Source organism: Sinorhizobium alkalisoli (assembly GCF_008932245.1).
GTDB lineage: Bacteria > Pseudomonadota > Alphaproteobacteria > Rhizobiales > Rhizobiaceae > Sinorhizobium > Sinorhizobium alkalisoli.
The window spans coordinates 3,389,571-3,415,000 of the sequence record NZ_CP034909.1 but is presented as its reverse complement, the minus strand read 5'-3'; the positions used below and the strand labels follow the sequence as shown (position 1 = coordinate 3,415,000).

Sequence of the window (25,430 nt, the reverse complement as noted above, 5' to 3'; positions counted from 1 at the left end):
CGTGAAAATGGTGTCGGTATTTCCGGGAAACCAGACGCGCGGACTGCCGGCGATCCACGGCAGCTATCTGCTGTCTTCCGGCAAGACCGGGGAATTGCTGGCGATCGTCGACGGCGGAGAGCTCACCGCCCGCCGCACCGCCGCGGCGTCCGCGCTCGCGGCCCGGTATCTCGCACGCGAGGATGCAAGCCGGCTATTGGTGGTCGGCACCGGACGGCTCTCCACAAACCTCATCGAGGCCCACACCTCCGTGCGCCCGATCCGCCACGTGACCATCTGGGGGCGCGACCCGAAGAAGGCCGACGCGACGGCGAAAGAGCTCGAACTCCAAGGCGTCGAGGTCGCGGTTGCGAGCGATCTCGAAGCGGCCGCACGCGAGGCGGACATCGTCTCCTGCGCAACGCTTTCCACCGAGCCGCTGATCCGCGGCGGCTGGCTGAAACCGGGCGCTCATCTCGACCTCGTCGGCGCTTTCAAGCCCAGCATGCGGGAGTCGGATGATGAGGCCATCAGTCGCGCCAGCATCTTCGTCGACACGCGCGAAGGCGCTCTCGGCGAAGGCGGCGACATCGTCCAGCCGCTGCGCGCCGGCGTGATCACGGAAGATGCTATCCGCGCCGATCTCTTCGAGCTTGCGCGGGGCTCGCATCGCGGGCGCACCGCGTCCGGCGAGATCACCCTCTTCAAGTCGGTCGGCGCGGCCCTCGAGGATCTCGCCGGCGCCGTGCTCGCCTTCGAGGCGAGCCGGGCCTAGGGTCAGGACCTAAGCTTCGCAAGGAATTCGTCGCATCGGGCGGCCGCCTCACCGAATCGTGACGGCCGCCATCAGCAACCCGGATTGACGCCCTATATCAGTGCCTTACCCTCGCCGACAGCAAGGGGGAGCGGAACGGCATGATCGGATGGGCAGGGAAAATCGCCGCGGCGCTACTCTTGGCCTGCGGAATTGCGGGCGGCGCGGTCGCCGCCAATCCCGGCAATTGGGACAAGGTCGTCGCCGAGGCCAAGGGGCAGACGGTCTATTTCAACGCCTGGGGCGGTTCCGAAAACATCAACGCCTATATCCGTTGGGCGGGCGAGGAGATGAAAGCCCGTTATGGCGTCTCCGTCGTCCATGTGAAGCTCGACGATACGGCGAAGGCAGTGGCGACGGTCGTCGCCGAGAAGTCGGCGGGCAAGGATGACGGCGGCTCGGTCGACCTCATCTGGATCAACGGCGAGAACTTCGCGGCGATGAAGAGGCAGAATCTGCTCTTCGGGCCCGACTGGGCGACGAGACTGCCGAATTGGCGCTACGTCGATTTCGAGACCAGTCCGACGGTGCTGACCGACTTCACCATCCCGACCGAGGGGCTGGAAAGCCCTTGGGGCGGCGCCAAGCTCGTGTTCTTCTACGATTCGGCCCGCACGGCGGCAAGCGCGCTGCCCGACTCAGCTGTGGAACTGCTCACATGGGCCAAGGCCAATCCCGAGCGCTTTTCCTATCCGCAGCCGCCGGACTTCATCGGCTCGTCTTTTCTGAAACAGGTGCTGATCGAATTGACCGTCGACAGGGGCAAGCTGCAGAAACCGGTCGATGAAGAGAGCTTCGCCGCGGATGCCGCCCCCCTCTTCGCCTATCTCGATCGGCTGAAGCCGCTTTTGTGGCGGCACGGCAAGGCCTTTCCGCAGAATTATCCGGACATGAAGCAGAAGCTTGCCGATGGCGAACTCGACATCATCTTCGCCTTCAACCCGGCGGAAGCCTCGTCGGCGATCGCCAATGGCGAGCTGCCGGAGACGGTGCGATCTTTCGTCTTTTCCGGCGGTACGCTCGGCAATACGCATTTCCTCGCTATTCCCTACAATGCAACGGCGAAGGCGGGCGCATTGCTTTTCGCGAATTTTCTGCTCTCGCCGGAGGCGCAATTGCGCAAGCAGGATCCGAAAGTCTGGGGCGATCCGACGGTTCTTTCGCTGGATAAACTTCCGGCAGGAGACCGATCGGCCTTCGAAGGCCTCGATCTGGGCGTGGCAACGCTCAAGCCCACTGAGCTCGGACCCGCGCTCGACGAACCGCATCCGAGCTGGATGACGCACATCGAGGCCGCATGGATCCGGCGTTATGGCGCTGCCAACTGAGACGGGTGCCCGCACTCTCTTCAACGCGAACCGATTGCTCGTCCTCATTCTCGGACTACCGGTTCTTGCCGGTATGGCGGGAATTGCACTGCCAGCGTTCGGCTATCTTCCTGCGCTCGGGGAATCCCGGTTCACGCTCGACCATTTTGCCGAGCTAGCCAGGCAACCGCATATCCTGCGCTCGACGCTTACGGGGCTTGCCGCCGGCCTGGCGACGACATCGATTTCGGTTGCGATCGTCGGGACCTTCCTGGCCGGCTTCGCCGGCACGCCGGCCTTTTCGCGCATCCAGCACCTGGTTTCGCCACTGCTAGCGGTTCCGCACGCCGCCGTCGCCTTTGCGCTTGCCTTCCTCATCGCGCCCTCGGGCCTTCTGCCCCGGCTGGTCTCGCCAGAGCTGACGGGCTTCGCCCGGCCGCCGCAATGGCTGGTGCCGAACGATCCGCTCGCGCTCTCGATGATCGCGGGGCTTGTCGCGAAGGAAATTCCCTTTCTCTTTCTGGTCGCACTCGCTGCCCTGCCGCAGCTACCGCTTCGCCAGTCGCGGCAACTGACCGCGGCGCTAGGCCATGGTCATGTAAGCGGGTTCTTCGTCACCCTCTGGCCCGCGCTCTACCGGCAGATCCGGCTCGCCGTGTTTGCGGTACTCGTCTATTCCGTTTCGGTGGTAGACGTCGCCATCATTCTCGGGCCGCAACTGCCGGCCACCTTGCCGGTGCGCATCGCCCTCTGGACGGCTGATCACGAGCTGAGCGCGCGCTTTCTCGCTTCGGCTGCCGCCCTGCTGCAGCTTGCCGTCGTTGCGGTCGCGATCGCATCGTGGTTCCTGATCGAGCGGTTCGGCAAGATCGCGCTTACCCGGGTGATCGCATCCGGTCGACGTATTCGAAACGATACCCCTTTGCGGCTGGCGTCGGCGATCGCAATGGCGGCCTCAGCCGTTCTCATCTTTTTGGGGCTTGCAGCTCTCGGCCTCTGGTCGATCGCGGGCCTCTGGCCCTTCCCAAATAGTTTCCCGACGCATTTCACGCCGCAGACCTGGGTGCGCAGCCTGCCGCAACTCGGGCCGCCGCTTCGCACCACGCTCGCGCTTGCGATCTCGGCGGCCTCGCTCGCGCTGCTCGTTGCCATCATGCTTCTCAACCGAAACGGCACCGCAGGAGGGGGCGGCAAGGCAATAGCCTACAAATCGCTCTACCTTCCCTTGCTGCTGCCGGAGATCAGTTTCATCTTCGGCCTGCAAATTCTCATCGTCGCCGCCGGCTTCAAGCCTGTCTTCCCGACGGTGCTTGCGGCGCACTTTCTGTTCGTGCTGCCTTACGTGCTGCTGTCGCTCTCGTCGCCGTGGCGCGCACTCGACCCGCGCTTCGAGCGGATTGCCGCCGGCTTCGGCAAGTCCCCCTTGCGGATCCTGATCACGGTCCGCCTGCCGATGCTCTTGCGGGCCTGCCTCACGGCCTTTGCCGTCGGCTTTTCGGTATCGGTCAGCCTTTATCTGCCGACGCTGCTCATCGGCGCGGGAAGGTTGACGACGATTGCGACCGAGTCGGTCGCGCTGGCCTCCGGCGGCGACCGGCGGGTCATCGGCGTCTATGCGCTTGTCCAGGCGCTTCTGCCCTTCCTCGCATTTCTCGTTGCGTCGCTCGGGCCGCAGTTGCTATTTCGCAACCGGCGCGCCATGAGGACGTGAATGCAGGACATCGCCAACACAATCCCGGCAACCAGGTCGAAATCGCTGATGCTGTCGGATGTTCGGATCCGGCTCGCAGGGCGGACGCTGCTTGCGCTCTCAGCGACGGTGATGCCGGGCGAGATCCTGACCGTGATGGGCCCCTCCGGGTCGGGCAAATCCACTTTGCTGGCTTTTGCCGGCGGTTTTCTCGATCCGGCATTCGTGGCCAGCGGACAGATCGTTATCGGCGACGAGGATCTGACCAGGCTTGCGGCCGACCGGCGCCATGCAGGCATCCTGTTCCAGGATCCGCTGCTCTTTCCCCACTTGTCGGTCGGCGGCAACATCCTCTTCGCCATCCCGCAATCGATCAGAGGCCGCCGGGCACGACGAGAACTGGCCGAGCAGGCACTGGACGAGGTCGGGCTCTCCGGCTTCTTCGATCGCGATCCGGAAACGCTCTCAGGTGGCGAAAAGGCCCGCGTTGCCCTGCAGCGCGTGCTCACCTCGGCGCCGCGTTTCCTGCTGCTCGACGAGCCCTTCTCGAAACTCGACATGGCCCTTCGCCAGCAAACCCGCGACCTCGTCTTTTCCAAGGCGCGCGCTTCGGGCTTGCCGGCCGTTCTCGTCACCCACGACCGTGCCGACGCGGAGGCCGCCGGCGGACCGGTCATCGAGATCGGACGCGAGGTGGACGGCTGATGCGACCGCTTCCGCCCCTTCCGGTTCTCGATATTCTGCCTGCGCTCGCCGAGGCGCTCGATCAGGCAGGTTCGGCCGTGCTCTCGGCGCCTCCCGGCGCCGGCAAGACGACCCTGGTGCCGCTCTTCCTCCTTGACCAGCCCTGGGTGAAGAACGGCAAGATCATCCTGCTCGAGCCCCGCCGCCTTGCGGCGCGGGCCGCGGCGAGCCGCATGGCCGAACTCCTCGGCGAAAAGCCTGGCGAGACCGTCGGCTATCGCATGCGGCTCGACAACCGCATTTCCGCAAAAACGCGGATCGAGGTGGTGACCGAAGGCGTCTTCACCCGCATGATCCTGGACGACCCCGAGCTTTCCGGCGTGTCAGCCGTTCTTTTCGACGAATTCCACGAGCGATCGCTAGACGCCGACTTCGGTCTCGCCCTTGCCCTCGACGTGCAGTCGGCCTTGCGCGACGACCTGAGGATCATCGTCATGTCGGCGACGCTTGACGTGGAGCGCGTTTCGAAACTGCTCGGCAACGCCCCGGTGCTCAAGAGCGAGGGCCGCAGCTTTCCGGTGGAAATCCGCCACGAAACCAGGAACCTGTCCGAAAGCGTCGAGGATACAGTGGTGCGCACGATCACCACGGCGCACCGCGCCGAAGCCGGTTCGATCCTCGCTTTTCTCCCCGGCCAGGCCGAGATTGCCCGCACGGCGGAACGTCTTTCCGTGCGCTTCAGCGAGAACACCCTGGTCGTGCCGCTTTTCGGCAATCTCAGCCAGAAGGAACAGGATGCGGCGATCCGGCCGGCACTGCCGGGCACCCGTAAGATCGTGCTCGCGACATCGATTGCCGAGACCTCGATCACCATCGACGGCGTGCGCATCGTCGTAGACAGCGGCTTGCAGCGGCTGCCCGTATTCGAAGCCTCGACGGGAATCACGCGGCTGGAAACCGTTCGCGTTTCGCGCGCCTCCGCCGACCAGCGCGCCGGACGCGCCGGGCGAACCGAGCCGGGCATCGCGATCCGGCTGTGGCACGCCGGGCAGACGGCAGCGCTCGCAGCCTTCACGCCGCCGCAGATTCTCGCAAGCGACCTTTCCGGCCTGCTGCTCGATCTCGCCCATTGGGGCGTAGCCGATCCTTCGTCGCTTTCCTTCATCGACCCGCCGCCGGAGACGACCTTGCGCGAGGCACGCAGCCTTCTGGTCGAACTCGGCGCGCTCGATGCCCAGGGCGCGCTGACGCCGAGGGGCCGCAAGGTCCGCGACCTCGCCCTGCCCGTGCGGCTCGCCGCCATGGCGGCCTCGGCCGCCGAGGAGGGCCAGGCATCGGAAGCCTGCCTCATCGCCGTGATGCTGACGGAGCAGGGCCTCGGCGGCAACAGTCTCGACATCGAGGAGCGGCTGCGGCGCTTTCGAAGCGATCGCGGCGAAAGGGCCGAGGCCGCGCGCCGACTCGCCAGACGCATGGCTGCGGATCTCTGCGGAGCAGGAACCGATGCTTCGCGTGCCCTGCCGGGGCCGCTGCTGATGCACGCCTTTCCCGATCGCATTGCGCTTCAGCGTGGCGGCCGCGGCCGCTTCGTGATGGCCAATGGGCGGGGCGCAGAAGTGTCGGCAACCGAAAGACTGGCAGCGGCCGAAATGCTGGTTATCGCAGATCTGACGGGACGGGCGGGCGCGCAGCGCGTCCTTGCGGCCGCGGAGATCAACCGGGGGGACGTCGAGGCGCATATGCCCGGAGCAATCGTCCGCGAGGAGCAGAGCTTCTTCGACTGGACGAGCCGGCAGGTGCGGGCCCGCCGGGTGACGCGGCTGGGCGCCATCATCTTCGAGGAGACACCTCTGCCCCGGCCGAGCGGCGAGGCGGCCGCAAGGGCGCTCGCGGATGGCGTAAGGCAATTGGGGCTCGCTGCGGTACCCTTTCCGAAGGACGTGGCGCAGCTGCGCCACCGCATCGGCTTCCTGCATCGCTCGCTCGGCGAGCCTTGGCCCGACATGTCCGATACGGCACTCCTCGAGCGCCTCGACGAGTGGTTTGCGCCCTATCAGGGGGAGGCCAGCGGCATCGACGGCATCCGGGGTGGCGATCTGGCCGAAGGCCTTCTCTCCCTCGTTCCTTACGATCTCCAGCGCGATCTCGCGCGGTTCGCACCGACGCATTTCGAGGCGCCGACGGGACAGCGGCATCCCATCCGCTACGACGGAGACGAGCCGCTCCTGTCGATCCGCGTGCAGGAGCTCTTTGGGCTAAAGACGCATCCGACGATCGGCGACGGGCGGCTGCCGCTGCTTCTCGAGCTGGTCTCACCCGGCCACCGCCCGATCCAGACCACCCGCGACCTGCCGGGCTTCTGGGCCGGCTCCTGGAAGGACGTGCGCGCGGACATGCGTGGGCGCTACCCAAAACACCCCTGGCCGGAAGATCCCGCCAATGCCGCGCCGACGACGCGGGCGAAACCGCGTGGGACGTAGAGCAGCTACCGGGCGGATATTCACGGGACAGTTTGCTGAACCTGCTATACAGCGCCGTGCTCGCAAAGCTCGCTGACTCCTTGAATCTGCGCATGGCGCTTTCCGAAAATCGGCTCCGGTTTTCGGGCCGATGCGCGAGGGCTGGTCTATCGTGCCGATCTGGCGATAGACTTGAGCCGCAGCGCGAAAGGACCGGCATGGCGGCAATGGCACTCGACAATCTCAACGGCAATCGCAGCCTGCGGCTGCAGACGCTCGTGCGGCTGCGGTGGCTCGCGGTTGGCGGTCAATCCGTGGCCGTGATCGTCACGGCGCTCTGGCTGCAATTTCCCCTGCCGCTCGTTTCCTGTTCGGCTCTGATCGCAAGCCTGGCGCTGCTCAATGCGTTTCTGACGGTGCGCTATCCGCCGACGCACCGGCTGACGGCGCCGGCCGCCTTCGTGCTGCTCGGCCTCGACCTGGCGCAACTGACGGCGCTGCTCTTCATCACCGGCGGACTTGCCAATCCCTTCGCCCCGCTTCTTTGCGTGCCGGTGATCATCTCGTCGGCCTCGCAGCCGAAGCCACACAGTATCGTACTGGCGGGCTTTGCGGTCATGGGTATCACGGCCCTTGCCTTTTCCCCCTTCCCACTGCCGTGGTATCCCGGAACCGTTTTGCTGATGCCGAGCGTGCTGACGGTCGGCATCTGGTTCGCGATCGTATCGATGACGGCCTTCGCCGCCTTTTACACCTATCGCGTTTCGCTCGAGGCCAGCGAGCTATCCGAAGCGCTGACGGCCACCGAACTCGTGCTCCAGCGCGAAAAGCACCTGTCGCAGCTCGACGGCCTCGCCGCCGCCGCCGCCCATGAGCTCGGGACGCCGCTCGCGACGATCAGCGTCGTCGCCAAGGAAATGGAACGGGAGCTTGGCGACGACCCGCGTTTCGGCGAGGACGTCCATCTGCTGCGCAGCCAAAGCGAGCGCTGCCGCGATATCCTGAAGCGCCTGACGACGCTCTCGTCCGAAAGCGAGGAGCACATGCGGCTCCTGCCGCTCTCCTCGCTGATCGAGGAGGTGATGGCGCCGCACCGCGAATTCGGGATCGAAATCAAGCTCGTTGAGAAGGGCGACCGTGCCGGCGAACCCGTAGGCACCCGCAATGCAGGCATCCTCTATGGTCTCGGAAACCTTCTGGAAAACGCCGTCGACTACGCTCGCAAGGCCGTGACCGTTACGGTCGAGCACACGGCCGAGCGCGTGAGGGTGACGATCGAGGACGATGGCGATGGTTTCGCACCGGACATCCTGGCACGGATCGGCGAGCCCTACGTCACCCGGCGACAGAAGGAAGACAGCGCCGGCGGGCTCGGGCTCGGGCTTTTCATCGCCAAGACGCTGCTCGAGCGATCCGGCGCCCGGCTGCGCTTCGAGAACGGCAATCCGGGCGCCCGCGTCAGCGTCGAATGGCCGCGCGCATTGATGGATACGAAACTGGCGAAATGAATATTGGCGGATTATTGAAGACAGCGGAGAAAAACCCACGTAATTTCAACGGAATTGTAGGGCTCGAGGGTTGAAGGATGACGGATAAATCAGCGGCTGGACAAAGTACGCAGTCGGATGCCGAACTGATCGGGCCCGACAGGACGCTCCTGATCGTCGATGACGACGGACCGTTCCTGCGGCGACTCGCGCGCGCCATGGAGGCGCGCGGCTTCACGGTCGAGATCGCCGAATCGGTTGCCGAAGGCATCGCCAAGGCAAAGACGCATCCGCCGAAACATGCGGTCATCGACCTGAGGCTCGGCGACGGCAGCGGACTCGACGTCATCGAGGCGATCCGGGGACGCCGCGACGACACGCGAATGATCATGCTGACCGGCTACGGCAATATCGCCACGGCGGTGAACGCGGTGAAGCTCGGGGCGGTCGACTATCTCTCGAAGCCCGCCGACGCCGACGACATCTTCGCCGCCCTTGTGCAGCGTTCCGGCGAACGGGTGGAGCCGCCGGAAAATCCGATGTCCGCCGACCGTGTGCGCTGGGAGCACATCCAGCGGGTCTACGAGATGTGCGAACGCAATGTCTCGGAAACCGCGCGACGGCTCAACATGCACCGCCGCACGCTGCAGCGCATCCTGGCGAAGCGGGCGCCAAAGTAATCAGGACTCCGCATCACGGCTGCCGGCGAGGATATCGCCTATCGACTCGCCGAATTCGCCGTTTCTCTCAGCCGCCCATTCGGCCAGCATCAGGCGCTGTGCCGCCGCCCGGGCAAAGCCCTGGACTACCGATTTTCGCGTTGCAGCGGCAATGCGATGTTCCGGGGCGTCGCGCAACATATGCGCTTCGTAGCCGTCGGAAAGGATGAGTCCGCATTCCTCCGGAAAGATGTCGAGCGGCACCTCTGCATGAGTCGCAAAGAACAACCGGTCGCAATGCAGCCGGTAGTCCGGCCATTTGCGGTCGACGCGAAAATCCTCGATCGAAGTCTTGATCTCGACGATCCAGATCTCGCCCTTCGCCGACAGCGATATGAGGTCCGCCCGCCGGCCGCTCGCAAGCGTGAGTTCCGGCAACACGGCATGGCGCATCTCGGCAAGCAGGCGCTGAACGCCGCGGCGCACTTTCAATGCCCGCTCCGACTGGCGCCCGTCGGCGAGCGGATTGTCGCCATGGATCGATAGAATCGTCATCGTTCGACTTCGGCGCAGGGCGCCGCTCCGGCCGCTTGTTGCAAAAAAGCAATCGTCGCGGAATTTACACTTCGCGGCCGAATTGCGGCACCTCCGTCCCTTGCTAAGCGCCATGCAATCGCAAATAAGCTGACGGCCGGGCACCCTCCCCCGCACTTCCTCACCTTCCTTTTACGAGACCCTCATGCGCTTCCGCAACGCTCTCCTTCTGTGCAGTCTGACTGCGACGGTCCTCATCGCCGGCTGCTCTCAAACGACGTCCACCGCCGACTCCTCCACCGAGGGCGAAAAGCTGGCGACGAATCAAATCTTTACGACCAATTACGGCGCGGTTGAGGACCACGGCTATCCCTTGCCGGCAATCCCGATCGACCGACTGGACAAGCGCTTCCATCGTCAGATCGTCGAGTACCAGACGAAGGAGCGCCCCGGCACCATCGTCGTCAACACGCCGAATCGCTTCCTCTACTACGTACTGCCGGGCGGCAAGGCGGTGCGCTACGGCATCGGCGTCGGCAAGGCCGGCTTCGCCTGGGAAGGCGAGGCCTATGTCGCCTGGAAGCAGGAATGGCCGACCTGGCATCCGCCGAAGGAGATGGCCGAGCGCAAGCCGGAAGTCGCCAAATATGTCGAGGAAGGCATGGGCCCGGGTCTCAGCAATCCGCTCGGCGCCCGAGCGCTCTATCTCTTCAATCAGGAAGGCCGCGACACGCTCTTCCGCCTGCACGGCACGCCGGAATGGTCTTCGATCGGTACCGCTGCGTCGTCCGGCTGCATCCGGCTGATGAACCAGGACATCATCGATCTCTATGCACGGGTTCGCCCGGGCCGCGGCGCGCGCGTCGTCGTGCAGCAGTAACGCTGGAACATCCGTCTATCGAAAGAGGCCGCTGGTCGATGCCGGCGGCCTTTTCATTCGCTTGCGTGGAATAGCGCCGGAAGTCCCCTCCCCAAAGGGGGAGGGGCTTACCGAGCCATGCATTCACTACAACGTACTCAACCCTTGCGTGAGTCGGAAGGGCTGAAATGGGCAAGCGAGCGCCGCGAGTGCCGAGCCCCTCCCTCTTGTGGGAAGGGTTTGGGAAGGGTCTTCTCCTGCTCGTAAGCGTAGGACGCGGCGCTCACCCCGCCTGCTTCGCCTTCAGCTCCAGCCGCCGGCGGTGGAGCACCGGTTCGGTATAGCCGTTCGGCTGTTCGCACCCCTTGAGCACGAGGTCGAGGGCCGCCTGGAAGGCGATCGATTCGTCGAAGCGGCCGGCCATCGGCTGGTAGCTCGGATCGCCGGCATTCTGCCGGTCGACGATCGCCGCCATGCGCTTCATCGTTTCGACGATCTGCGTCTCGCTGACGATGCCGTGACGCAGCCAGTTCGCCATGTGCTGGGAGGAAATGCGCAAGGTCGCGCGATCCTCCATCAGGCCGATATCGTTGATATCCGGCACCTTCGAGCAGCCGACGCCCTGATCGATCCAGCGAACCACATAGCCAAGGATACCCTGCGCATTGTTGTCGAGTTCGCGCTGGATCTCCTCCTCGGTCCAGTTCGGCCGCACCGCCACCGGCACCGAAAGGATGTCCGCGAGCTTGGCGCGCGGTCGGCTCTTGAGGCCCGCCTGCACCGCTGCGACATCGACGCGATGGTAGTGGGTCGCATGCAGGGTCGCAGCCGTCGGAGAGGGGACCCAGGCCGTATTGGCGCCCGCCTTTGGATGGGCGATCTTCTGTTCGAGCATCGCCGCCATCAGGTCCGGCATGGCCCACATGCCCTTGCCGATCTGTGCGCGTCCGGACAGTCCGCATTCAAGGCCGATGTCGACGTTCCAGTTCTCGTAGGCGGCAATCCAGGCCGCTTGCTTCATGTCCCCCTTGCGGATCATCGGCCCGGCTTCCATCGAGGTATGGATCTCGTCACCGGTGCGGTCCAGGAAGCCCGTATTGATGAAGACGACGCGTCCGCGGGCCGCGCGGATGCACTCCTTGAGATTGACGGTGGTGCGCCGCTCCTCGTCCATGATGCCCATCTTCATCGTATTGGCCGCAAGCCCGAGCGCCGCCTCGACGCGCGCGAAGATCTCGCAGGCGAAGGCCACTTCGTCCGGCCCGTGCATCTTCGGCTTGACGACATACATCGACCCGGCACGCGAATTCGCCCGACGGCCGTTAGGGCCGATGTCGTGCAGTGCGATCAGCGCCGTGATCATTGCGTCCATGAGGCCCTCGGGGACCTCGCGGCCGTCGCGGTCGAGGATTGCCGGGTTGGTCATCAGGTGACCGACATTGCGCACCAGCATCAGCGACCGGCCAGGCAGCGTCAGCGCCGCGCCGTCCGGGCTCGTATAGACCCGATCGGGGTTGAGCCTGCGCGTGAAAATCCGCCCCCCCTTGGCGACCTCTTCCTCGAGATCGCCCTTCATCAATCCGAGCCAGTTGCGGTAGGCGACGACCTTGTCCTCGGCATCGACGGCGGCAACGGAATCCTCACAATCCATGATCGCGGTCATCGCCGATTCGAGAACGACATCCGAGATACGCGCCGGATCCGCCTTGCCGATCGCCGTCTTCTCATCGAGAACGATTACGACGTGCAGGTTGTTGCGGGAAAGCACGACCTCGGACGGAGCATCCGCAGCGCCGGCATGACCGGCGAATTGAGCCGGATTCCGGAGAACGGTTCTGGTGCCGTTCGTCAGCGTCACCGCCAGCGCCGCGCCCTCGATTGCAAGCCCGCTCACTCCGCTCCAACGGCCCTCGGCCAGCGGAACGCTGGCGTCGAGAAAATCGCGAACCCAGGCGATGACCCTTTCGCCTCGGACCGGATTGTAGCTCTCGCCGCGCTCGGCGCCATTCGTCTCGGGAACCGCGTCGGTGCCGTAGAGGGCGTCGTAGAGCGAGCCCCACCGGGCATTGGCGGCGTTCAGGGCGTAGCGGGCGTTCATCACCGGCACGACGAGTTGCGGCCCGGCGATGGTTGCGATCTCGGGATCGACATTGGCGGTCGAGATGGAGAAATCCGGTCCTTCGGGCAGGAGATAGCCGATCTCCCTGAGGAAGGCCTCATAACCGTCCAGGTCGACAGGAGCGCCGTGCTCGCGATACCAGGCATCGAGCCTTGCCTGCAGGTCATCGCGCCGGGCGAGAAGCGCCCGGTTCTTCGGCGCGAGATCGTGCATGAGCGCCGACAGGGCCGAAAAGAACTGCTCGGCCTCGATGCCAGTGCCCGGCATCGCCTCCTCGACCAGAAAGCGGTGCAGTCCGGCATCGATGTTCAAACCAAATTTCTCAACGCGATCCATGCCGCAACTCCCGAATTTCAATCACCAAGCTCGAATCTTGAAACAGAATACATGCGGAAAATGACCGCGCACACCCGCCATGCAAGCGGGCGCAGTCTCTCATCAAATCATCCGCTGTCAATTCTGCAAAAGTTCAAGCGCATCGACCCGAAGATCGCGCTCGGTTTCGGAAACTCCGTGCGCAGAGTCAAAGAGTTACAGCGGTCTTAACTTTTCGCGAACGGAAATAGTCAGAAATGCGCGATTCGAGGCCGACCGCTGGCGGAGGCGATGAATCGGGCCTCCATCAGTTTGCGTCCGCCCTCGATTTCGGGCGCATCGATTTCTTCATGCAGCGTTGCCACCGGCTGCTCTGCGCCGTTTGCCCGCGCCGTTTCCAGCGCCATCGTCTCGGCGCGGAGGCGGGCAACGTCGAACGCGTGCTCCTGTTTGAGGAATCGCTCGCTGATGCCCGCGCCGTTGACGACGAAGATACCTTCCTCCGGTGTCGTGACGAAGACGGTCACGGTGGCGCGCACCTGGCCGACCACGGCGCCCACCGCATTCGCCACATCGGCCTCCCCCGGAATCGAGGCCGCGGTGCCGAGCATGTCGGCGATGACCGGATAATAGACGGGGGCCGAGGCGCCAAGCCCGACAAGCGGCCGGTCGAGGCCGATCGAGAAGCGGACGATGCCCGGCTCGCGCTTCAACGCCCGGTCGACGGCAAGCGACGCGGCCGGATCAATCGCCCCGGCCCCGTCCTCATGAAGACAGGCCTGCAGGATCACCTCCGAGGACTGCCGCGTCAGCCGGTCCACGACCATTTCGGCGAGCAACTTGGCCGAGATCGCGATCGGCTGGCCCGATCCGTCCCTGCCGCGCGCGGCAAGCTCGAGACCGAGACGGGCGGCCTCGGCGTTCCATTGCGACTGGCGCCCGAGCACATGCATGGCATCGGATGGCGTCAGGCCGGAGATATGCACCAGCCCGCGTGCGACAAGCCGGTCAAGGGTAGCCCGCTGCGCCGTGGTGACGAGCAGGTCGGCGAGCGCCACCGGCACCAGCCGGATCCGATCGTAAAGCGCTTGTTCCTGCGGCTGGAGGCCGCTTGCCAGATGATCGGGCAGGCCCGTGCGCACGGCAAAGCGGCCGTCATGGCGGCCGGCATGGGGCGAGCGCAATTGTTTCTCCAGCACGGAGAGAACCGCCTCGCCATGGAGATGGGCGGCGAGGCTCAAGGGCAGGAAACGGCGGGGCCCAAGCTCGAATTTTGCTTTCAGGCCGCGATCGTCGATTCGCACTTCCGAATCGCCGCCGAGCCCGAAGGTTCGCATGGCAACCGCCTCGACCATGGTGCGGAAGCCGCCAACGACGGCACCGTCCGCATCGAGCCGCGGACGGCCCCCCTCGAGAACGGCGACATCGGTCGTCGTGCCGCCGATGTCGGAAACGACGGCGTTTTCGAGACCGGTCAAATGCCTGGCGCCGACCAGGCTCGCCGCCGGGCCGGAGAGAATCGTCTCGATCGGCCGCAGCCTCGCTTCGGCGGCGGAAATGAGGGCGCCATCGCCGCGCACCACCATCATCGGCACGTCGATGCCGCGGCCCTTCAGGAAATCCTCGCAGGAGCCGATCAGCCGATCGATCATCGAGACGAGGCGCGCGTTGAGCAGCGTCGTCAGCGCCCGGCGCGGGCCGCCGAGCTTCGAGGACAGTTCGTGACTGCAGGTCACCGGCAGGTGCGAGACCTCGCGGATGCGCTCGCGCACCCGCTTCTCGTGGTCCGGGTTGCGCACGGCGAAATAGCCCGCGATCGCAAAGGACGATACCTGCCGCCCGAGTTCCGGCAGCGCCTCGTCAAGTGCGCGCATGTCGAGCGGCGTCTCACCGCCATGGACATTGTGACCACCCGGCAGAAACAGAACCGGATCCGAGCCGAGCGCCTCGATCAGGCCATCGCGTTTCAGGTCTTCCGGCCCGAAACCGATCATGATGAGGCCGGCGCGGCCGCCTTGGCCCTCCACCAGGGCGTTGGTTGCCAGCGTCGTCGAAAGCGAGACGAGGCTGATCGCCGAAACCGGCACCTGCGCCTTTTGCAGAACGGCCTCGACCGCTCCGGATATGCCGACGGAAAGATCATGCCGGGTCGTCAGCGCCTTGGCCTTGGCGATTACGCCCGTTGCTTCGCTGAAGAGAACGGCATCGGTATAGGTGCCGCCGGTGTCGATGCCGAGAAGGAGATGCGCGGTCAATTTCTGCTCAGTCCATGTTGAGAGCGGGGACATTCCCGGAAGTAAAGAGATCGCCGGTGATAGGACAAATTGCCGGAATTGGCCATCGCGTGATGGACATCCGCCGTCGCAGGTACGCGGGGATTATCTCGCGCGAAGCGACACCTGCATCGGCAGGCCGCCTTTCGGCTGGGTCGTCAGCCGCTGCACCGGCCAGGGATCGGTCGCCGCGGTCGGATCGAAGCGGAAGCGGCGCATGAGCACGGCAAGGGCGATGATCGCCTCCTGCAGCGCGAAGGTCGCACCGATGCAGACGCGCGGTCCCGCTCCGAATGGCAGGTATTGGAAGCGGTTGATCTTCTCGCGATTTTCCGGAAGGAAGCGCTCGGGCATGAATGCGCGGGGCTTTTTCCAGTAAAGCGCGTGACGGTGCAGCGTCCAGGGCATGATAAGCACCGAGATGCCCTTGCGGATCGCTACATGCTCGCCCTCGGGCGAGGTCCACTCGTCCTCCTCGATTGCGGCGCGGTTGATCGACGGTGCCGGCGGATAGAGCCTAAGCGCCTCCTCGAAGGCGGCGAGCACGTGCGGCATGCGCCCAAGCCAATCGACGGGATCGGCTCCGCTTGCGAGCACCGCATCGATCTCCCGCTCCATGACCTCGCGATAGTCCGGCGTATTGGCGATGCAATAGAGACACCAGGCGAGCGCGCGAGCCGTCGTCTCATGGCCGGCGCCGATGAAGGTCAGGATATTGTCCTCGATCTCGTCGGTCGAAAGCCCTTCCGGACCTTCGAGCTGTAAAAGCAGCGTCAGGAAATCGTTCGGGACCCTTTCCGGCTCCTCCGCCATCCGCCGCCGACGCTGCGCCATCGTTTCGGAGACGACGCCGCGGAAGCGGTCGAGCACCTTGCGCCCACCGATCCGGGTCAGCCGCGGCACCCATTTAGGAGCAACGAGGAGGTCCATCGGATCGACACGGCCCATCCGCTGCAGCAATTCTTCGACATTGGCGGCGAAACCCTCCTTCGCGACGGCGATCTCGCCGGAAAAAAGTGTCTCGGCGAGGATCTCGAACGTGAGCTCCGTCATGTCGACGGCGATATTGCTGACGAAGGGCTCCGACGCGGCGCGCTGGTAGCGCTCGACGAAGGCATCGCAGACCCGCAGCATCTGGCCGGCAAAGCCGTTGGCGTGGCGCGGCGTGAAGACCGGCGCCATGGCCTTGCGCGACCGCCTCCAGACCTCCCCTTCCGCCGTCAGGAGCCCGTCGCGCAGGATCGGCCGCAGGATCAGCCGCCGCACTTCCGACATTTCATAATTGGCGGCGTTCTCGACGAGGATATAGCGGATGAGGCCGGGATCGTTGACGATCAGCGTGCGCTGATTAATGAATTTCGTCTCGATCCAGGGCAGCGTGTAGGATGGTTCGCCCCAGAGCTCAAGCGGGTTTCGAAGCACGGTGCGGATGATCTGCAGCCGCGAAGGAATGCCGGTCCGCGGGACGGGCGCGGGCGGTTCGAAGGGCTCCGGTCGCGTGTCCATGACGAGGTGCCTTTGCTGATCTCATGCAACAGCGTTTCAGCTTTTGGCAGCGCAATCAAGGGCAGGTTTCACGTGAAGCACGCCGATCGCGCCGGCCGGTTCAGAGCAGCGCTTCGAGCTCCGCGCGCCGGTCGTTGACGAGCCAGCCGTAGTAGTTTTCCTCCGGCCAGTAGATCTCGCCGCCCGCATTCCTTGCCGCAAGCGCAGCGGCCCGCCGATCAGGATTGCCAACATTGTAGAGCGTTGCCGTGATCCCCGGATTGTTGGAGATATCCACGCCGGCGATGGTGCGATAGGCGTCGATGGAATGGCGGATGGTCGCGGCCATGTAGGCGAGCGAGACGTCGGGATCCATGATTGCTGCATAGACGCCGGCCGCATTGTTTTCGTCGAGCCGGGAATAGCCGGAGATGCGTGACACCATATCCGTCATCATCAACGCCGTCAGCGGATTGATTTGACCGAGGCCGAAGGTCTGGCCGGCAAAGAAGGGCTGGAAGAACACCGCGCCGAAGCGATTGTTCGGGAAGGCCTTGCCTCCGACGACGCGGCCACGGAACTCGCGTTCCCACACCCGCTCGCGGCAGTTCCACAGAGCGTAGGACGTCTTCTCGCCTGCGCAGGAATGGAATTGCGGGCGCTGGACGAATTCCCCGACCGACTCGTCGTTGTAGCCGAAGCGAAAGCTGTTGCCGGCATAGGCGGCCGCCTTGACGTAGTAGGCCTGGAGGCGATCATAGGCGTCGACATTATAAGTGTGCTCGCCGACGATGGCACCAATCATGTGAATAGGCTCTATGCCGTAGGCGGCCGAAACCTGTTTGATCTTGGCAATCAGGATGCGGTCGGATGCGAGGAGATCGCGCACCTTCTCGTATTTTGCGTCGAAAGAAGTTCGGCCGGCCTTGGTGCGGCGAACGGAGGCGCCGGGAACGTTCGGCTGCTCGGCGTGCCGGTTGCCCTCGGGCACCATGCGGATCTCGGCCGCAGCCGGTCTGGCGACGGCGAGGCAGAGCGTGGCGATGACGAAAAGACAAGCGGTGAGACGCACCATCTGTATTCCTGTGAACTTCTTTCCCGGACGGACCCGATCCGGGTCGGCGCGGGCCCGTAAGGCAGAATCATGTCGGAATCATGCCCGTTTCAGCTGATCGCCTCCGCTCTAGAAAAAATGGAGGCGCCTGTCGAGTGACGGGCGCCTGTACGATCGAGCGATGCGCGGCTTTTCCCTGAAAACCGGCAGAAAGGTCACAGGATGTAGCGCGACAGGTCGGTATTGGCGGCAAGGTCGCCCACGTGTTTTCGGACATATTCCGCATCGATCATCATCGTATGCCCGCTGCGATCCGGCGCGTCGAAGGAGATGTCGTCGAGGACGCGCTCCATCACCGTCTGCAGTCGCCGGGCGCCGATATTCTCGACGTTGGCGTTCAGCTGGACGGCGACTTCCGCGAGCGCATCGATCGCATCCTCGGTGAAGTCCAGGACCACGCCCTCCGTCTCGAGCAGCGCCTTGTACTGGCGGATGAGACTGGCCTCTGTCTCCGTCAGGATGCGGCGGAAGTCCTCCTTGGTCAAAGCGCGCAGTTCGACCCGGATCGGCAGACGGCCCTGCAGCTCAGGCAGCAGATCCGACGGTTTCGACACATGGAAGGCGCCGGACGCGATGAAGAGGATATGGTCCGTCTTCACCGGCCCGTATTTCGTCGCGACCGTCGTGCCTTCGACCAGCGGCAGCAGGTCCCGCTGGACCCCTTCGCGTGAAACGCCGGCGCCGAAGCCGCCCTCGCGGGCCGCGATCTTGTCGACCTCGTCGAGGAAGACGATGCCGTCGTTTTCGGCGGCGGCAACCGCCTCGCGCTGAATCTGTTCGTTGTCGAGCAGCTTGTCGGACTCGTCGTTGATCAGAATCCCGTAGGACTCCTTGACCGTCGTCTTGACCTTCTTCGTCCTGCCGCCGAGCGCCTTGCCGAACATTTCCGATAGGTTCAATACGCCGATATTGGCACCCGGCATGCCCGGGATTTCCAACGTGCCCGGCATGCCCGCTTCGGCGATGTCGATCTCGATCTCCTTGTCGTCGAGCTCGTTGGCGCGCAGCTTCTTGCGGAAGGACTCGCGCGTTGCCGGAGAAGCCGTCGCGCCGACGAGTGCATCCAGCACCCGCTCTTCCGCATTCTGATGCGCCTTGGTCTTCACCTCGGCGCGCTTCTTCTCGCGCACGAGCGCGATGCCGACCTCCACAAGATCGCGCACGATCTGCTCGACGTCGCGACCGACATAACCGACTTCGGTGAACTTGGTGGCCTCCACCTTGATAAAAGGAGCGCCGGCGAGCTTGGCGAGGCGACGGGAAATCTCCGTCTTGCCGACGCCGGTCGGGCCGATCATCAGGATATTCTTCGGCATGACTTCGTCGCGCAGCTCATCGCTGAGCTGCTGACGGCGCCAGCGGTTGCGCAGGGCGATCGCCACCGCGCGCTTCGCGTCCTTCTGGCCGATGATGTAGCGGTCGAGCTCCGACACGATTTCTCTGGGTGAAAAGTTGGTCATCAATTCCTCTCAAACTCGGTCCGCGTCAGCTCCATCAGGAGTGTCCGGCCGGACTCGTCTATCCATTCGCCGAAGGGCACGAAACCAGCCTTCGTATAGGCTCTGACCGCGCGGTGATTGCCGGCATCCGGATCGATGACGATCCGCCTGGCACCCTTCTCGAACAGCCTTGCCGCGAAGGATCGGAGCGCGAGCGCTGCGACGCCCTTGCCGGTCATTTCGGGCGGGCCGACGAGAATGTCGACGCCGGGCGTGTCGGCCGACAATTCCTTTGCCCAGGGTTCCTCGTCATATTGCGAGGGCATCCAGGATTGGATGTATCCGGCCGGCTCACCTGCGACATGGAAGATGAAACCATCGATGTCGCCACTCTCGCAACCGTCGCGGATCGATCCGAGTTCCACATCCGGGTTGCCCCACCATTGGCGGACATGCGGCTCCGACAGCCAGGCAAGGAGCATCGGCAGGTGGCGCTCGGCCACCGGCTCGAAACTCAACTCTGCCAGGTCAGTCGGCATCCAGTGTCTCCACAACGATGCTGTGGTTGGTATAGACACAGATGTCGCCGGCGATTTCCAGCGCACGCCGGGCAACCTCTTCCGCGGACTTGTCACTGTCCATCAGGGCGCGCGCGGCCGCAAGCGCGTAATTCCCGCCGGAACCGATGGCGATCGTCCCGTGCTCCGGCTCGAGCACATCGCCATTGCCGGTGATCGCCAGCGTCACCGTCCTGTCGGCAACCAGCATCATGGCCTCGAGGTTGCGCAGATACTTGTTGGTGCGCCAATCCTTCGCCAGTTCCACGGCCGCGCGCATCAGCTGGTCGGGATATTGTTCAAGCTTGGCTTCGAGGCGTTCGAGAAGCGTGAAGGCATCCGCCGTTGCGCCGGCGAAGCCGGCGATCACGTCGCCCTTCGACAGACGCCGGACCTTGCGCGCATTGCCCTTCATGATCGTCTGGCCAAGGCTGACCTGGCCGTCGCCGGCCATCACCACCTTGCCGCCCTTGCGAACCGTGATGATGGTGGTCGCGTGCATCGTTCCGTAGGGATTGTGTTCGCTCATGAGAAACTACCTGTTGGCCCCGCGGATCCGAGGCGTTGCGGCCCGACACGAGCCTGGTTGCTTGGCGCCTATGTAAGTCGGCTCGCCACAATTGCAAATGCGCCGCTGCCGTCATCACCTCCGTGGCTTCGCTTGCCGGCCGGACCGAGCGAATTTCCGTTGCAGTTCTGGATATTTCGCGTCCCGCCTGATATGGAGCGGCTCTTATAGCCGCCGCGCCTCTCGTCAGACGCGCAAAGGTCGCTGTAGCACTTTGATTGGCTGCATGTTTCTTCCTTGAATCGAGATCGATCGAAGAAGACATGCAGAAGACGGAACGGGCACTATGTAAGCGCTTTACCCCCGCTTTCCGACCCGCAAGTATTGAATAGCGCTCCCTTGCCTCGGTGCAGTTCCGAGGTCGCGCGCAGACAGGAGAGCCTGATGGCAGACGTCATGCCCAGCCGAACCGGCCAGGTTTCGCGAAAGACGAACGAAACGGACGTCTCCGTCTCCGTCAATATCGACGGAACTGGCCTATCGAAGATCGCCACCGGGATCGGCTTCTTCGATCATATGCTGGATCAGCTCGCACGCCATTCGCTGATCGACATGGAAATCAGCACAGAGGGCGACCTGCATGTCGACGACCACCACACCGTCGAGGATACGGGCATTGCCATCGGCCAGGCGATTGCCAAGGCGCTCGGCGACCGTCGCGGCATTGCGCGCTACGCCTCGATCGACCTCGCCATGGACGAGACGATGACGCGCGCCGCCGTCGATGTCTCGGGACGGCCGTTCCTCGTCTGGAACGTCCCTTTCTCGTCGCCGAAGATCGGCACCTTCGACACGGAGCTCGTACGCGAGTTCTTCCAGGCGCTTGCCCAGAATGCCGGCATCACGCTGCATGTGCAGAACATCTACGGCGCAAACAACCACCACGTCGCCGAGACCTGCTTCAAATCCGTCGCCCGCGCGCTTCGCACGGCAACCGAAATCGACCCGCGCCAGGCTGGACGCGTTCCCTCGACCAAGGGGACGCTCGCCTGAGCCGGCTAAATACTGGCTTGAAGACCTATGGCCTCCTATCTCATCATGACCCCGCCGGGTGCCGCCGCCGACGACGAAAGGGCGCGTTTCGTCGCGGACGGCTTTTCCTGGACCGCCTTCTTCTTTCCCGCGCTCTGGCTGTTCGCCAAGCGGGCATGGCTCCTCGGAATTCCGGTTGCTGTCTTGCAAGTTCTGTTAATCTCCCTCTCGACCTTCCCCGGCGGCTTCGTCCCCGCGTTCCTCATGCACCTTGCGCTTAGCCTGCTGGTCTCACTCGAGGGCCCGCTTGTTGTAGCTTGGCTGCTCTCGGCCAAAGACTGGACGCTGCGCAGGATCGTTCCTGCGCAAGACCTCGAGACGGCGGAGCGGATCTATTATTCGAGCGCGACCGGTCAACCCGAAAAAGCAACGCCGTTGCAGTCTGTCGAGTGGTCCGGCAGGAGACGGACGGGGAATTCCACCGGGCCCGACTTCTTCGAATCCTATGGAGAGCGCTGATGCGGGTCGCCATCATTGACTATGGATCGGGCAACCTGCGCTCGGCCACCAAGGCCTTCGAGCGGGCTGCACGGGAAGCCGGCATTGCCGCGGAGATCGACCTGACGAACCGGCCGGAACGGGTCGCCTCGGCCGATCGCATTGTGCTGCCGGGCGTCGGCGCCTATGCGGATTGCCGCCGGGGCCTCGCAGCCGTCACCGGCATGGAGGAGGCTTTGACGCAGGCGGTCGAGACGGCCGGGCGGCCCTTCCTCGGCATCTGCGTCGGCATGCAGCTCATGTCCTCGCGCGGGCTCGAAAAGACGATCACCCAAGGCTTCGGCTGGATCCCGGGCGATGTCGTCGAAATGCAGCCCGGCGATCCGTCACTGAAGATCCCGCAGATTGGCTGGAACACGTTGCAGCTTACCCGGCCGCATGCCCTCTTCGAAGGCATTCCGACCGGCGCAAACGGTCTGCATGCCTATTTCGTGCATTCCTACCACCTGGCCGCCGCGCGCGGGGCGGATGTGGTTGCCGTCACGGACTATGGCGGACCGGTAACGGCCTTCGTTGCCAACGGCAACAAGGCGGGCGCGCAATTCCATCCGGAAAAGAGCCAGGCGCTCGGCCTCTCCCTCATCTCGAACTTCCTGCGCTGGAAGCCGTGACGCTTCGCCTGCGCCCCTTCTGATCGGACGAATTCATGATTCTCTTTCCCGCCATCGACCTCAAAGACGGCCAATGCGTGCGTCTGAAGCTCGGCGACATGGACCAGGCGACCGTCTACAACACCGATCCGGCCGCCCAGGCGCGCACCTTCGAGGAGCAAGGCTTCGAATGGCTGCATGTCGTGGACCTGAACGGCGCCTTTGCCGGAGAGACGATGAACGGCGCTGCGGTCGATGCCATCCTCGGGGCCACGCACAATCCGGTGCAGCTCGGCGGCGGCATCCGCACGCTCGGCCACATCGAGAACTGGCTCTCGCGGGGGCTCGCCCGCGTCATCCTCGGCACGATTGCCGTTCGCAACCCCGCGCTGGTGATCGAGGCCTGCCACAAGTTCCCGGGCCGGGTTGCGGTCGGCATCGATGCCAAGGGCGGCAAGGTGGCCGTCGAGGGCTGGGCGGAGGCCTCCGAACTCGGCGTGATCGAGCTGGCGAAGAAGTTCGAGGGGGCAGGCGTTGCGGCGATCGTCTATACGGATATCGATCGCGACGGCATCCTGACCGGCATCAACTGGGACTCGACCCTCAAGCTCGCCAACGCCGTTTCCATTCCGGTCATTGCCTCCGGCGGTCTTGCCTCGATGGACGACATCCGTCGGATGACGGAGCCGGATGCGCACAAGCTCGAAGGGGCGATCACCGGGCGGGCCCTCTACGACGGGCGGATCGACCCGAAGGAGGCGCTGGCCTTGATCCGCAAAGCGCGAAGAGGGATGAACCCATGACCTTGAAAGCCCGCGTAATTCCCTGCCTCGACGTCAAGGACGGCCGCGTCGTCAAGGGTGTCAATTTCGTCGACCTCATCGATGCCGGCGATCCGGTCGAGGCGGCGAGAGCCTATGATGCGGCCGGTGCCGACGAGCTCTGCTTCCTCGACATCACCGCCTCGTCGGACAATCGCGAGACGATCTTCGACGTCGTCGCCCGCACTGCCGAGCAATGCTTCATGCCGCTCACCGTCGGCGGCGGCGTGCGCCAGGTGGCCGATATCCGCAAGCTGCTGCTTGCCGGCGCCGACAAGGTATCGATCAACACGGCGGCGGTGAAGAACCCGGATTTCGTCGCCGAGGCCGCCGACAAGTTCGGCAACCAGTGCATCGTCGTCGCCATCGACGCAAAAAAGGTCTCGGCGCCAAACGAGGAAGATCGTTGGGAAATCTTTACCCATGGCGGTCGTCAGCCGACGGGCATCGACGCGATCGAATTCGCGCGCAGGGTCGTCGATCTCGGCGCCGGCGAAATCCTCCTGACCTCGATGGATCGCGACGGTACGAAGGCCGGTTACGACATCCCGCTGACGCGGGCGATAGCGGACGCCGTGCGTGCGCCGGTCATCGCCTCGGGCGGCGTCGGCACGCTCGACCATCTCGTCGAAGGCATACGAGACGGCCACGCGACCGCCGTGCTTGCGGCGTCCATCTTTCACTTCGGTACCTACAGCATCGGCGAAGCCAAGCACTATATGGCCGAACACGGCGTCGCCATGCGGCTCGACCAAGCCAGAGGGAGCCCGTCATGACCGAATTCACGCTCTCCGACCTCGAACGGATCGTCGCGACCCGCGCCAGGGCGGCGCCGGAGGACTCCTGGACCGCCAAACTGGTCGCCGCCGGCCAGCAAAAGGCGGCAAAGAAGCTCGGGGAAGAAGCGGTCGAAACGGTCATCGCGGCGTTGACCGACGACCGCAAGAATCTCGTCGATGAGAGTGCCGATCTCCTCTATCATCTTATGGTCGTATTGAATATCGCCGCCGTCCCGTTGCAGGATGTGATGAGTGAACTTGCGCGCCGGACCGGGCAATCCGGCTTGCAGGAAAAGGCAAACCGGCAGAATCCATGAGCATCGCCGCGAACGATACCGAGCCGGCGGAAATTCCGGGCATTCTACAGGGGGGCGAGTATTCGCCCTATCACGTCTTCTCCGCCGAGGAATGGTCGCGCTTTCGCGCCGATACGCCCCTGACGCTGACGGCCGACGAGGTACAGCGGCTGCGCTCGCTCAACGATCCGGTCGATCTCGGCGAAGTGCGCCGCATCTATCTGTCGCTGTCGCGGCTTCTTTCCGCCCATGTCGAGGCGTCGCAGATCCTGTTTCAGCAACGCAAGCGCTTCCTCAGCATGTCGGACGAAACGAAGACCCCGTTCGTCATCGGTATTGCCGGTTCCGTCGCCGTCGGCAAATCGACGACCGCCCGCATTCTTGCCGAACTGCTCGCCCGCTGGCCGTCGAGCCCCAAGGTCGATCTCATCACCACCGACGGCTTTCTCTACCCCAACGCGATCCTGCAGCGGGAAAGCCTGATGGACCGCAAGGGCTTCCCGGAGAGCTACGACATCGGAGCGCTACTTCGCTTCCTCTCCGCGATCAAGGCCGGACGGCCGAACGTCATGGCGCCGACCTATTCGCATCTGACCTATGACGTCATTCCCGACCAGTTCCAGATCATCGACCGGCCGGACATCCTGATCTTCGAGGGGATCAACGTGCTGCAGTCGCGCGACCTGCCCGCCGATGGCAAGATCGTGCCGATGGTTTCCGACTTCTTCGATTTTTCCATCTATATCGACGCTGAGGAAAGCCTCATCCACAGCTGGTATGTGAGCCGCTTCATGCGCCTGCGCGAAACGGCCTTCCAGAACCCGCAATCCTTCTTCCACCGCTATGCGACGATCAGCGAGCAGGCGGCCTTGGCGATCGCAGAAGGGCTCTGGCACAACATCAACCTGAAGAACCTTCACCAGAACATCCTTCCGACGCGACCGCGCGCCGACCTCATCCTGCAGAAGGGCCCCAATCACCTCACTGAAACGGTGGCGCTGAGGAAGCTCTGAGCCGCCCGAAGGTAATCCTCCCACGTGTTGCGGAAAATACCCTCCCCACAATGGTGAGG

Annotated in this window: 23 protein-coding genes (1 of these 23 only partly in view); 15 read left to right on the top strand and 8 right to left on the bottom strand. The window is 64.3% G+C overall.

Going from position 1 to position 25,430, the window contains the following annotated elements; translation table 11 throughout:
* The 7 genes from lhpI to EKH55_RS16230 form a co-directional block, all read left to right on the top strand.
* Positions 1–754, top strand: the 3' portion of a protein-coding gene (gene lhpI / locus EKH55_RS16260; RefSeq protein WP_069458946.1) for a bifunctional Delta(1)-pyrroline-2-carboxylate/Delta(1)-piperideine-2-carboxylate reductase. 188 nt of this gene lie to the left of the window's left edge; 754 of the gene's 942 nt are visible here — the last part of the coding sequence; the start codon falls outside the window, past its left edge; its stop codon occupies positions 752–754.
* 140 nt (positions 755–894) lie between these two features.
* Positions 895–2,121: an ABC transporter substrate-binding protein gene (locus EKH55_RS16255; RefSeq protein WP_151611821.1), complete on the top strand. Its 1,227-nt coding sequence runs from the start codon at positions 895–897 to the stop codon at positions 2,119–2,121.
* Positions 2,105–3,811: an ABC transporter permease gene (locus tag EKH55_RS16250; RefSeq protein ID WP_069458944.1), complete on the top strand. Its 1,707-nt coding sequence runs from the start codon at positions 2,105–2,107 to the stop codon at positions 3,809–3,811. Before EKH55_RS16255 ends, EKH55_RS16250 begins: the two co-directional genes overlap by 17 nt.
* A complete protein-coding gene (locus tag EKH55_RS16245; RefSeq protein ID WP_151611820.1) occupies positions 3,812–4,495 on the top strand; it encodes an ATP-binding cassette domain-containing protein in 684 nt (227 codons plus the stop codon).
* Positions 4,495–6,954: an ATP-dependent helicase HrpB gene (gene hrpB, locus EKH55_RS16240; RefSeq protein WP_151611819.1), complete on the top strand. Its 2,460-nt coding sequence runs from the start codon at positions 4,495–4,497 to the stop codon at positions 6,952–6,954. Before EKH55_RS16245 ends, hrpB begins: the two co-directional genes overlap by 1 nt.
* Positions 6,955–7,151: 197 nt before the next feature.
* Positions 7,152–8,441 (top strand): ActS/PrrB/RegB family redox-sensitive histidine kinase, encoded by a 1,290-nt coding sequence (locus EKH55_RS16235; protein WP_069458941.1) that lies wholly within the window; start codon positions 7,152–7,154, stop codon positions 8,439–8,441.
* A gap of 77 nt (positions 8,442–8,518) precedes the next feature.
* A complete protein-coding gene (locus EKH55_RS16230) occupies positions 8,519–9,100 on the top strand; it encodes an ActR/PrrA/RegA family redox response regulator transcription factor (RefSeq protein WP_069458940.1) in 582 nt (193 codons plus the stop codon).
* Here EKH55_RS16230 and EKH55_RS16225 read toward each other — a convergent pair whose 3' ends face one another.
* Entirely contained in the window at positions 9,101–9,634 is a 534-nt protein-coding gene (locus EKH55_RS16225; protein WP_069458939.1) for an MmcB family DNA repair protein, read from the bottom strand.
* 184 nt (positions 9,635–9,818) lie between these two features.
* On the opposite strand from EKH55_RS16225, the gene EKH55_RS16220 reads away from it, so the two are divergent.
* Entirely contained in the window at positions 9,819–10,493 is a 675-nt protein-coding gene (locus EKH55_RS16220; protein ID WP_069458938.1) for a L,D-transpeptidase, read from the top strand.
* Between the two features lie 262 nt (positions 10,494–10,755).
* Here the strand turns inward: EKH55_RS16220 and EKH55_RS16215 are convergent, their stop codons facing one another.
* The 7 genes from EKH55_RS16215 to hslV form a co-directional block, all read right to left on the bottom strand.
* A complete protein-coding gene (locus EKH55_RS16215; RefSeq protein WP_151611818.1) occupies positions 10,756–12,927 on the bottom strand; it encodes a malate synthase G in 2,172 nt (723 codons plus the stop codon).
* A gap of 230 nt (positions 12,928–13,157) precedes the next feature.
* Positions 13,158–15,161, bottom strand: coding sequence for a hydantoinase/oxoprolinase N-terminal domain-containing protein (locus EKH55_RS16210; RefSeq protein ID WP_151611817.1), 2,004 nt, complete (start codon positions 15,159–15,161; stop codon positions 13,158–13,160).
* Positions 15,162–15,284: 123 nt separating this feature from the next.
* Positions 15,285–16,685 (bottom strand): cytochrome P450, encoded by a 1,401-nt coding sequence (locus tag EKH55_RS16205; protein ID WP_069458935.1) that lies wholly within the window; start codon positions 16,683–16,685, stop codon positions 15,285–15,287.
* Between the two features lie 100 nt (positions 16,686–16,785).
* Positions 16,786–17,736, bottom strand: coding sequence for a DUF1402 family protein (locus EKH55_RS16200; RefSeq protein ID WP_151612004.1), 951 nt, complete (start codon positions 17,734–17,736; stop codon positions 16,786–16,788).
* A 197-nt stretch (positions 17,737–17,933) separates the two neighbouring features.
* Positions 17,934–19,238 carry an ATP-dependent protease ATPase subunit HslU gene (hslU, locus tag EKH55_RS16195; protein ID WP_069458933.1) on the bottom strand — a complete coding sequence of 435 codons (1,305 nt, stop codon included), beginning with the start codon at positions 19,236–19,238 and terminating at the stop codon, positions 17,934–17,936.
* Positions 19,238–19,756 carry a GNAT family N-acetyltransferase gene (locus EKH55_RS16190; protein ID WP_069458932.1) on the bottom strand — a complete coding sequence of 173 codons (519 nt, stop codon included), beginning with the start codon at positions 19,754–19,756 and terminating at the stop codon, positions 19,238–19,240. Before EKH55_RS16190 ends, hslU begins: the two co-directional genes overlap by 1 nt.
* On the bottom strand, positions 19,746–20,303 hold the full coding sequence (gene hslV, locus EKH55_RS16185; RefSeq protein WP_069458931.1) for an ATP-dependent protease subunit HslV: 558 nt from the start codon (positions 20,301–20,303) through the stop codon (positions 19,746–19,748). The genes EKH55_RS16190 and hslV overlap by 11 nt, the downstream gene beginning before the upstream one ends.
* Positions 20,304–20,726: 423 nt before the next feature.
* Between hslV and hisB the strand changes: the two genes are divergently transcribed.
* From hisB to coaA, 7 genes are read left to right on the top strand one after another with little or no spacing between them, the layout of a single operon-like run.
* Positions 20,727–21,335, top strand: a complete 609-nt coding sequence (gene hisB, locus EKH55_RS16180; protein ID WP_069458930.1) for an imidazoleglycerol-phosphate dehydratase HisB — start codon at positions 20,727–20,729, stop codon at positions 21,333–21,335.
* A 27-nt stretch (positions 21,336–21,362) separates the two neighbouring features.
* The gene (locus tag EKH55_RS16175) at positions 21,363–21,833 is read left to right on the top strand and encodes a DUF2628 domain-containing protein (protein WP_069458929.1); all 471 of its coding nucleotides are present in this window, start codon (positions 21,363–21,365) and stop codon (positions 21,831–21,833) included.
* Positions 21,833–22,483, top strand: a complete 651-nt coding sequence (gene hisH / locus EKH55_RS16170) for an imidazole glycerol phosphate synthase subunit HisH (protein WP_151611816.1) — start codon at positions 21,833–21,835, stop codon at positions 22,481–22,483. The genes EKH55_RS16175 and hisH overlap by 1 nt, the downstream gene beginning before the upstream one ends.
* 35 nt (positions 22,484–22,518) lie before the next feature.
* A complete protein-coding gene (gene hisA, locus EKH55_RS16165; protein ID WP_069458927.1) occupies positions 22,519–23,265 on the top strand; it encodes a 1-(5-phosphoribosyl)-5-[(5-phosphoribosylamino)methylideneamino]imidazole-4-carboxamide isomerase in 747 nt (248 codons plus the stop codon).
* The gene (gene hisF, locus EKH55_RS16160; RefSeq protein WP_069458926.1) at positions 23,262–24,059 is read left to right on the top strand and encodes an imidazole glycerol phosphate synthase subunit HisF; all 798 of its coding nucleotides are present in this window, start codon (positions 23,262–23,264) and stop codon (positions 24,057–24,059) included. Before hisA ends, hisF begins: the two co-directional genes overlap by 4 nt.
* Entirely contained in the window at positions 24,056–24,379 is a 324-nt protein-coding gene (locus tag EKH55_RS16155; protein ID WP_069458925.1) for a phosphoribosyl-ATP diphosphatase, read from the top strand. The genes hisF and EKH55_RS16155 overlap by 4 nt, the downstream gene beginning before the upstream one ends.
* Positions 24,376–25,371 (top strand): type I pantothenate kinase, encoded by a 996-nt coding sequence (gene coaA / locus EKH55_RS16150; RefSeq protein ID WP_069458924.1) that lies wholly within the window; start codon positions 24,376–24,378, stop codon positions 25,369–25,371. Before EKH55_RS16155 ends, coaA begins: the two co-directional genes overlap by 4 nt.
* Positions 25,372–25,430 lie beyond the last annotated feature (59 nt).

What these genes read in the sequence shown, in the direction of transcription:
- EKH55_RS16155 (WP_069458925.1), top strand. Translation starts at nt 24,056, where the DNA reads ATGACCGAATTCACGCTCTCCGACCTCGAACGGATCGTCGCGACCCGC.
- hrpB (WP_151611819.1), top strand. Translation starts at nt 4,495, where the DNA reads ATGCGACCGCTTCCGCCCCTTCCGGTTCTCGATATTCTGCCTGCGCTC.
- EKH55_RS16235 (WP_069458941.1), top strand. Translation starts at nt 7,152, where the DNA reads ATGGCGGCAATGGCACTCGACAATCTCAACGGCAATCGCAGCCTGCGG.
- hisH (WP_151611816.1), top strand. Translation starts at nt 21,833, where the DNA reads ATGCGGGTCGCCATCATTGACTATGGATCGGGCAACCTGCGCTCGGCC.
- EKH55_RS16205 (WP_069458935.1), bottom strand. Translation starts at nt 16,685, where the DNA reads ATGGACACGCGACCGGAGCCCTTCGAACCGCCCGCGCCCGTCCCGCGG.
- EKH55_RS16245 (WP_151611820.1), top strand. Translation starts at nt 3,812, where the DNA reads ATGCAGGACATCGCCAACACAATCCCGGCAACCAGGTCGAAATCGCTG.
- EKH55_RS16215 (WP_151611818.1), bottom strand. Translation starts at nt 12,927, where the DNA reads ATGGATCGCGTTGAGAAATTTGGTTTGAACATCGATGCCGGACTGCAC.
- hslU (WP_069458933.1), bottom strand. Translation starts at nt 19,238, where the DNA reads ATGACCAACTTTTCACCCAGAGAAATCGTGTCGGAGCTCGACCGCTAC.
- hslV (WP_069458931.1), bottom strand. Translation starts at nt 20,303, where the DNA reads ATGAGCGAACACAATCCCTACGGAACGATGCACGCGACCACCATCATC.
- EKH55_RS16255 (WP_151611821.1), top strand. Translation starts at nt 895, where the DNA reads ATGATCGGATGGGCAGGGAAAATCGCCGCGGCGCTACTCTTGGCCTGC.
- EKH55_RS16230 (WP_069458940.1), top strand. Translation starts at nt 8,519, where the DNA reads ATGACGGATAAATCAGCGGCTGGACAAAGTACGCAGTCGGATGCCGAA.
- EKH55_RS16250 (WP_069458944.1), top strand. Translation starts at nt 2,105, where the DNA reads ATGGCGCTGCCAACTGAGACGGGTGCCCGCACTCTCTTCAACGCGAAC.
- hisA (WP_069458927.1), top strand. Translation starts at nt 22,519, where the DNA reads ATGATTCTCTTTCCCGCCATCGACCTCAAAGACGGCCAATGCGTGCGT.
- hisF (WP_069458926.1), top strand. Translation starts at nt 23,262, where the DNA reads ATGACCTTGAAAGCCCGCGTAATTCCCTGCCTCGACGTCAAGGACGGC.
- hisB (WP_069458930.1), top strand. Translation starts at nt 20,727, where the DNA reads ATGGCAGACGTCATGCCCAGCCGAACCGGCCAGGTTTCGCGAAAGACG.
- EKH55_RS16220 (WP_069458938.1), top strand. Translation starts at nt 9,819, where the DNA reads ATGCGCTTCCGCAACGCTCTCCTTCTGTGCAGTCTGACTGCGACGGTC.
- EKH55_RS16175 (WP_069458929.1), top strand. Translation starts at nt 21,363, where the DNA reads ATGGCCTCCTATCTCATCATGACCCCGCCGGGTGCCGCCGCCGACGAC.
- coaA (WP_069458924.1), top strand. Translation starts at nt 24,376, where the DNA reads ATGAGCATCGCCGCGAACGATACCGAGCCGGCGGAAATTCCGGGCATT.
- EKH55_RS16225 (WP_069458939.1), bottom strand. Translation starts at nt 9,634, where the DNA reads ATGACGATTCTATCGATCCATGGCGACAATCCGCTCGCCGACGGGCGC.
- EKH55_RS16190 (WP_069458932.1), bottom strand. Translation starts at nt 19,756, where the DNA reads ATGCCGACTGACCTGGCAGAGTTGAGTTTCGAGCCGGTGGCCGAGCGC.